This is a genomic window from Candidatus Neomarinimicrobiota bacterium (assembly GCA_022560655.1).
Classification (GTDB): Bacteria; Fidelibacterota; Marinisomatia; order SCGC-AAA003-L08; family TS1B11; genus JADFSS01.
This window is the reverse complement of the sequence record JADFSS010000086.1, coordinates 1-7,464: the sequence shown is the minus strand read 5'-3', so window position 1 is coordinate 7,464 and position 7,464 is coordinate 1. Positions and strand designations below refer to the sequence as shown.

The following is a 7,464-nucleotide window of genomic DNA, read 5'->3' as shown; positions in this document are numbered from 1 at the left end:
TGGTGTCTTCTATCATGTCGTTTCGGCTGATAAAGACCGGCCCTTTTTTAAAAGAAACCGCCCCGTTCAACTGGCGTTTTGCGAAAAGCGCGCTCAGTAACAAACCAACCCGCTTGGCGAACTTCGGCTACCTCGGCCACATGTGGGAGCTGTACGCCATGTGGGCTTGGATGCCAATCTTACTGCTCTATAGTTACGAGCTCAACGGCTTGTCCCAGCAAAATGTCGGTTGCTGTAAATACAAGCAGGAATGTTAACGCTCCGAAGGCACCTTTGAAGCGGGTCTGCATTCGGGTTACTACCATCGACTTCTCCTTCAAGAATGACTTAGGATTATTCAAAAGGCATTTCCACAGTTTGCATGGGAAGGCCCACCGCTCGATAGCCGCTGTCACTAGAGGAACTCTCCGTCAGGTAATATAAATAAACTAAAACCACAGCCCCAGGTTTCCAGCCAAGGATGCTCGTATGGGGGATCTCCTTGGAGTCCCCAGGTTTGATGGCCGTGTGAACACAGTCATTAGGGTCATCGCAAAATCGCAAGTCGACGGCGTTACTCGTCTCCTGTTCGATTGCGAAGACGTAGATGGTCGCATTGGTTTGGTTGAAGATGACCAGGCTTGAATCTTGCGCTTCGATGGAAACGGTTCCCTCAAAAACAAACTCTTCATCCTGGGAGCAGGCTGATACGGCCAGAAAAATGACGACACTGGAAATGAACACACAATAGGCACTCAGGTTTCTCATCAGAACCTCCGATTCCGATCAGGACGTAGTCCTAGAACAAACGATATTAACACTTTCGATCTAGTTACTTTCCAATCTGGCCAGACCTGCTCGGAACGCTTCATTTTCTTTCTTCATTTCAATCATATACAGCGTCAACTCCTCCACCTTTCGAAGAAGCTTCGCCTGCATCTCTCCCAAACCAAGTCCGTTTTCGGAAACCTCTTTTTCAGAAGGAATATCGGGTAGGTGCTTGTTGGCTTTGATAAATGCTTCGACCTCACTTAGAGGCCGCAAAGCATAATGCTCTTCAAAAACGAAATCGGACCAGCCAGTTTCAACGATTACTTCTTTTGCTCTGATCTCACCGTTGACGGCAAGTTTATAAGTACCTGGATTCGTCGTGCCTATGCCCATATTGCCACCTGCCTTAATCCTAACAACCTCGCCGCTCGCGCCAGTATTAAATATGATGTCGCCCCCTGAGACACCCCCGCTGTTGATATGCACCTGACCCGTATTGGCGTGTTCATTCCCATACAAAAGCAGTATTGCACCTCTTGTACTAGATGCTGTACCACCGCCGGTTATCCTCAGATAGTCGCTGTCAGAACCGTCGCTTGTGGCAGTGCTGATGATGGAGCTGGTGCCGAAGGACAGTCTGTTGGTTGGGCTCGATGTGCCGATACCGATGTTGCCTCCTAGGAAGTAGGATTCTCCATAGGTTCGTAACATGATATTCGCGGAGCCACCAGCAAATCCTTTTAGCACACCGCCGGACGCATTCGATTCCAACTGCATGTAGTCGTTCCCACCGGCCACGTCAATAGATCGTATTATTCCCAGTGCCTCAAGTTTGACCGCAGGAGTCTCGGTCCCGATGCCGACCCTGTCCGTGATGACGTCTAGCGTTACGTTAATGCCATTATCCTTCCAACCGTTAGCCTGACCCAATGCGGTTCCAGTAGCGAGTCCGACGACCAGGATAGCCGCCATAAGGTGGTGCGCTTTCATCGTTCCCTCCCTTGTTAACGCAAGGCATGTGTCAGCTATTATCGGTAGTAAATAGTGAGATATCCGTAGAATGTCAAGGTAATAATCGCAAACTACCTGGGCGGAATGCCGTGCGGGTGGAGGGCCAATTTACGGCCCGGTGCCATGCCGGGCAATCGGGCTTGAATACGCCGTGAATCCTACTTAACCTCCAGCCGACCACGCCTGCCAGTGGATTTTAATCAGTGTTTGCCGCCGGCTTTGAGCTGCTAGTTGGCGGTTACGTGGCCTCCAGCCAGGAGTGCTGGCGTGGCGCGAGCACGGCGCTGAGCGACAACCAATGGCAGGCCTGAAAACCAGGCAGGACGATTCATGGGCAACGAACATAGCAGGGACTCGCACTACACCGATTTCACCTTCGACATGTTTATGAATAGTGCCGGGAAGGACCATGCGGAGATTACCCGTTTCAACCAGTGGCGTAAGCAGGTTCTGGACGCTGGCAAATACACCTTTCAGGTCCCCCACCTCGGCGCCCAGCGGACGGAGGTAACCGTCCAGCGCAATACGGGCGAGGAATTGGACCTGATCAGCTTCGCCAGCTACAACTATCTGGGCTACTCTTACCATCCGGAGGTGCTGGCCGCGGCCAGGGAGGCCCTGGATGCCTACGGACTGGGCGCCACCGGCTCCCCCGTCTTGAACGGGACCTTCAAGGTACATGAAGAGCTGGAGGAGAAGCTGGTGGAATTTTTCGGCCTGCCAGGCTATGGCGTGACCCTATTCTCGTCAGGATACGGCGCCAATCTGGGGGTAGTTTCGGGCTTCGCGCACAAGGGCGACTACGTGGTACTGGATCGGCTTTCGCACGCCTCGCTGTTTGACGGCGCCATCCTGTCGCAGGCCAACATCAAGCTCTACAAGCATAACGATGTGGAGCACCTGGAGCGGGTGCTCGGCCGCATGGACTACCGCAACACGCGCATCCTGGTCTGCACGGAGGGCGTCTACAGCGCCGACGGTGACATCGGCCACGTGCGCGAAATTGTGCGCGTAGCCAAGCGGTACGGTGCTACCGTGCTGGTGGATGAGGCCCATTCCCTGCTCGTGGCCGGTGAATCCGGCCGGGGCGTGTCGGAGGAGCAGGGCGTACTGGAGGAGGTGGACATGATCATCGGCACCTTCAGCAAGTCGTTTGGCGGTGTTGGCGGCTGCCTCATCGCGAAGGAAGATATGACCACCTACCTCAACTGGTATGCCCGGTCGCGGATGTTCTCCTGTGCCCTGGACCCGGTGGTAACCGGCGGGCTCATCAAGGCGCTGGAGCTGGCCTCCGGACCCGATGGAGACGCCAAACGTAAGCGCTTGCGGCACAACGCCGATTACCTGCGCGACAAGCTGGCCGGCCACGTGGACCTGGGCACCAGCCACAGCTGGATCATCCCGGTCATCTACAAGGACGAGCATCTCACCATCCCGCTCAGCGATTATCTCCAGCGCGCGGGGCTGGATATCTCCCTCATGGGTTTTCCCGCCGTGCCGAAGAATCAAGCCCGCATCCGCCTGTTCGTGACTTCAGAACATACTGAGGATCAGATGGACAAGGGCGCGGAAATCCTGTTGGATGCCGCCCAGCATTTTGGCTTCGACCTGCACGAGCGCCCAATCCATTCCGCCATTCAGGAGTCATAAATCATGCCGGGGGCCAACAAAGACGGCTTGATCATCTGGAACTACGACTTTGCCCTGTCCACCTTCTATGAGGTGGAGCTTGACGCCATCGAACACCTGATCCCCAAGCGGCTCTCACCGGTGCAGGTGGCTCCCGGCGTCTCGCTGGTGAATCTCACGGCCCTGAACTTCCCCGCAGGCGCCCTCAATAAGCTGCCGGAGTTCCAGGAGCTCATCCTGAGCCTGGTGGTGGCCCCGGACCTGCGCCGTGGCGTGCCCAAATCGGCCATGCACGTGATCTCCCTGGGCAGCACCAATGAGGAGCATCTGGACCACTGCGTGAGCTACTACAAACTGCCGGTCTACGGCCAGTTCACGAAAGTCGATCTGGCCCAGGATCCCCATATTGCGCAGTACGAGGACAGCCACGGCCCCATCGCCCGGCTGCTCAACATTCACCCCAACCCGGACTATTTCGACGGTGAGCGCTATTTCCAGGCCTTCGTGGAGGACGAGGGCGAAATCTATGTGGCCGACGTGGTGATGAAAGGGATGCTGTACGAGCACCAGAAGCCCGGCGATCCAGGCCAGTTCTGGGAGCACCCCTTCTTCCGGTCCATCGACTTGAGCAATGCCGATCCCGTCGTCTACATGCAGATGTTCAACCAGCCCGGAACACGCGGGGAGCAGCACTATCAGCGCCCCGAGAAGTTCGGCTAGGCCCTTCCGCCCCTAGACCGGTCCAGACGACCGTCAGGCGGGACGCGGCGGTCCGGATCAATCCAACCCCACCTTCCGCCGGGCGATGCGATCGATGAGGCCGGGCACAAAGGGGCGCAGCTTCACCGCCGCCTGCAGCTCCAGCGTCATGAGCACCTCCCGCTTGCGCTTCCTGGCCGCCTTGATGGTGATGCGGGCCGCCTCATCGGCCGACATGGACTTGCTGTCGTCGTAGGGGTCGGTCTTGGGATGGCTGCCGTCGCCCTGGAAGCCGTGGAGGCGGATGTCCGTGCGCACAAACATGGGCACCGCCAGCGTGATGGAGACACCGCTGCCCAGCAGCTCGGCGCGCAAGGCGTCGAAAAAACCGTGGACGGCATGCTTGCTGGCGGCATAGCCGGAGTGCAGGGGCGCACCGGTCTTGGCCGCGGAGCTGGTGACCACCACCAGCCGGCCCCGGGTCGCCTGCAGGTGGGGCAAGGCGTAGTGGGTGCAATAGACCACGCCGAAATAGTTCACCGCCATGATGCGCTCGAAGAAGGTGATGTCGGTGACGTCCTCGAAGCGGGACCACATGGAGACACCGGCGTTGAGAAACAGGGCGTCCAGGCCGCCCCATGCCGCGACGGCCCGGCCGATGAGGGCCTGACACTGGGCCTGGTCGGTCACGTCGGTGGGTACCACCAGCGTCTCGCCACCCAGCTCGTGGCAGGTTTTAGCCACCGCGGCCAGGTTGTCCTCGTTGCGGGCGGCCAGCACCAGCCGGGCACCCTCGGCGGCCAGCTGCCGGGCCAGGGCGGCACCGATGCCGCTGGAGGCCCCCGTGAGCACGATGCGCATATCATTGTAGGTCATTTGCCCTCCCATAGGCTACCCTCAACGGGGCTGAAGCTGCACAGGAATGGGGGCGGAAACGAGCAGAATCGGGGGCTGAACCAGGTGACCCCCTCCCCCCCTTGCCTGGGCCACGCTCACTGACGGGAGAGGTGGCCCAAAGATGACCCAAAGATGGCCCAAAAGTGGCCCAAAAGTCCGTGGGGGAACTCACCCCCGTCACGTCCCCGCAGGTGGCGGGACAGGCGTGACCCCCCCGCTCTTAAAATAGAGGGGGAAGAGGCCGTGGAGCGGATACTGCCCCAGGCCGGTGTCACGGTCACCGACGGAGTGGGTGGCACCAAAGCGGCACCAACGTGACACCGAAGTGACCCCAAGATGGCACCAGCATGACACCTTTTCGGCCCCAATGTCCGTGGAGGAACTCACCCCCGTAACTTCGTGACGCCCCCTCTCTTAAAATAGAGGGGGCAGCTAGTAGAGGCCGATTGCTAGGGTAGCGCATGCCCGAAGATACGGTGGCAGCGGGGCAGCGTGGGGCGCGGGGTTTGACGCGGGGAGTGTGCCCCGACCCATCCTGCTCGCTGCGCGAGACCCCCGCTCCACAGCTAGAGCGGGGCAGGCGAAAGGGAGCTACTTCAGCAGCACCATCTTCTGGTTTGCTGTAAACCGCTCACCGGTCTCGATAGAGGTGGCCACCAGGCGGTAGATGTAGATGCCGGAGGGTGCGGGCTGACCCTGCTCATCATTCCCATCCCAGTTCAGGGTATGATGGCCGGGCGCTAGACTTCTCAGGCCGAACGCTTTGACAGGCCGTCCCAGAATATTGTAAATAGTAAGGTTGCCCGCCGGCAAAGACGTGGTCAGATCAAAGGAGAGCACCGTCGTACTATTGAATGGATTTGGATAGTTCGGATGAAACTGGAAGTCAGTAGGTACCGTGCCGTCCATATCCGAAACGGTTAACGGGTCGTCAAAATCCAGGACGGCTACCCAGACCTCGTCTGGCTGAGTCAATGTCCCCTGGCGCTCCCAGGCGAGATAGATTTTTCGATTACGCAATGAGACTGCAGGCCAAAATTGGGGGACGGTATCGGGTGGATTTAGGTAAAAGTTTGGCCCCATTTTCGCTCCATTGGCAGCAAAACGCTGGCCCATGGAAGCATACACACCATCGATCAGTTCCTCCCACACTACGATGAATATTCCGTCTAAATCGATGGATACGTCGACCCAAGAATAAATAATACCCAGATTTTCACCATCATTCACTTTCGTGATCTGACCCAGAGCCGCGCCATTTGAGTCGTATCGTCTAAGGAAGATACTGAATACCGAGTCAACCTGCCCAGCCCACGTCACCAGAAAATTACCACGGGTATCCATTTCCGTAGCCAAGAACGACACGTCTGAGTGGCCCGACAGGTCACTCACCAAAAAACTCGAGTCCTGCGGCAGCCCATTTTGGCCGAATCGTCTGCCATAGACTTGCCGCTGGCCAGTCCGGTTATCATACCAGACTATTACGCCCCGATTTGCGCTTGGAGATGCCGCAATCCGGTGACCGTAGTGTCCCACTTCCGGATCGGTGTGGTCATTGACAATAAAGCTATCGCCAATGCGCCGCCTGGAATTGGTCATTATTTGGCCGTAAATATCCGCCTCTGAGGGCGTGCCGTCATGCCAGCTGCCCCAAACGAGATAGAAGGTACTATCATTGATGTAACTAACCTGCGGGCGAAAGTCTCCAAGCTGATCAAATGACTGGAATATTCCACCACCGACAGGATCTCCGGCGCGAGTAAATAATCGGCCGCCGACGTTGGATTCGCTGCCGGGATCGTGGTAGCTGGCCTGCCAAACTACGACAGTATAGTCGCCCAAGGTCTTAATCTTCGGAGCGGCCAGATATCCAACCAGGCCATTTGAACTATCGATGCTACGGGGCTCTCTCAAGGTGTTTCCCAGAGCATCATAGACAGCCAAGTAGACATCGCCATAGACGGCGGCCCCCCAAACCACAGTAAAGCTACCATCCGCGTCCACTGCGATATCCGGCCGGCGCTGGTCGTCGGCACTACCGGGGTCGACGGGAAATGTGGGAACGATCTGCGGAAAGATGGGCGTCGGACCCCACAGGGCTAGGAGGAGGGCAAGGAGGCGAGAGATGCGGGGTGTCATACTATTATTTCCGTAAACCACGCTACGATAAGTGCGTTATAGGCGTTTGTCAAGTGAAAAAGTACACGAGCTCTCACTGCTCGCCTGCAGTTCGTGCCGCCCTACTGGTCTGCCGGCCCGGAATTAGAAGGGGAACGGGGGAGAGGGATTGTTGGAGGTTGGATTATAGATTTGATGAAAACATGAGGGCCCACGTTGTATCAGCATGAGCCAGGGATTGAAGTTTCAAAAGGAGTGTTTGGGATTTGTCGCAGCTATTTCCTCACTTATGAGTCCGCCCTATCCTCCTCGACATAGGAAAATCGCTTGTGGGAGTGGTGGCAACACTTTTTTCCAAAC

General features: G+C 57.2%; 6 protein-coding genes. 2 read left to right on the top strand and 4 right to left on the bottom strand.

Going from position 1 to position 7,464, the window contains the following annotated elements:
- Positions 1 to 333: 333 nt before the first annotated feature.
- Together IH971_10100 and IH971_10095 are read right to left on the bottom strand one after the other, a co-directional pair.
- Complete coding sequence (locus IH971_10100) at positions 334 to 747, bottom strand: hypothetical protein (GenBank protein ID MCH7498189.1); 414 nt, start codon at positions 745 to 747, stop codon at positions 334 to 336.
- Positions 748 to 807: 60 nt separating this feature from the next.
- Entirely contained in the window at positions 808 to 1,740 is a 933-nt protein-coding gene (locus IH971_10095; protein ID MCH7498188.1) for a hypothetical protein, read from the bottom strand.
- Positions 1,741 to 2,091: 351 nt separating this feature from the next.
- On the opposite strand from IH971_10095, the gene IH971_10090 reads away from it, so the two are divergent.
- Complete coding sequence (locus IH971_10090) at positions 2,092 to 3,411, top strand: aminotransferase class I/II-fold pyridoxal phosphate-dependent enzyme (protein MCH7498187.1); 1,320 nt, start codon at positions 2,092 to 2,094, stop codon at positions 3,409 to 3,411.
- Positions 3,412 to 3,414: 3 nt separating this feature from the next.
- On the top strand, positions 3,415 to 4,110 hold the full coding sequence (locus IH971_10085) for a hypothetical protein (protein ID MCH7498186.1): 696 nt from the start codon (positions 3,415 to 3,417) through the stop codon (positions 4,108 to 4,110).
- Between the two features lie 57 nt (positions 4,111 to 4,167).
- On the opposite strand, the gene IH971_10080 is transcribed toward IH971_10085, so the two are convergent.
- Entirely contained in the window at positions 4,168 to 4,965 is a 798-nt protein-coding gene (locus IH971_10080) for an SDR family oxidoreductase (GenBank protein MCH7498185.1), read from the bottom strand.
- 612 nt (positions 4,966 to 5,577) lie between these two features.
- The gene (locus IH971_10075) at positions 5,578 to 7,125 is read right to left on the bottom strand and encodes a T9SS type A sorting domain-containing protein (protein MCH7498184.1); all 1,548 of its coding nucleotides are present in this window, start codon (positions 7,123 to 7,125) and stop codon (positions 5,578 to 5,580) included.
- Positions 7,126 to 7,464: the final 339 nt, after the last annotated feature.

Excerpts from the sequence above, each read along its gene's own strand:
- IH971_10100 (MCH7498189.1), bottom strand. The coding sequence starts at position 747 with ATGAGAAACCTGAGTGCCTATTGTGTGTTCATTTCCAGTGTCGTCATT.
- IH971_10095 (MCH7498188.1), bottom strand. The coding sequence starts at position 1,740 with ATGAAAGCGCACCACCTTATGGCGGCTATCCTGGTCGTCGGACTCGCT.
- IH971_10090 (MCH7498187.1), top strand. The coding sequence starts at position 2,092 with ATGGGCAACGAACATAGCAGGGACTCGCACTACACCGATTTCACCTTC.
- IH971_10085 (MCH7498186.1), top strand. The coding sequence starts at position 3,415 with ATGCCGGGGGCCAACAAAGACGGCTTGATCATCTGGAACTACGACTTT.
- IH971_10080 (MCH7498185.1), bottom strand. The coding sequence starts at position 4,965 with ATGACCTACAATGATATGCGCATCGTGCTCACGGGGGCCTCCAGCGGC.
- IH971_10075 (MCH7498184.1), bottom strand. The coding sequence starts at position 7,125 with ATGACACCCCGCATCTCTCGCCTCCTTGCCCTCCTCCTAGCCCTGTGG.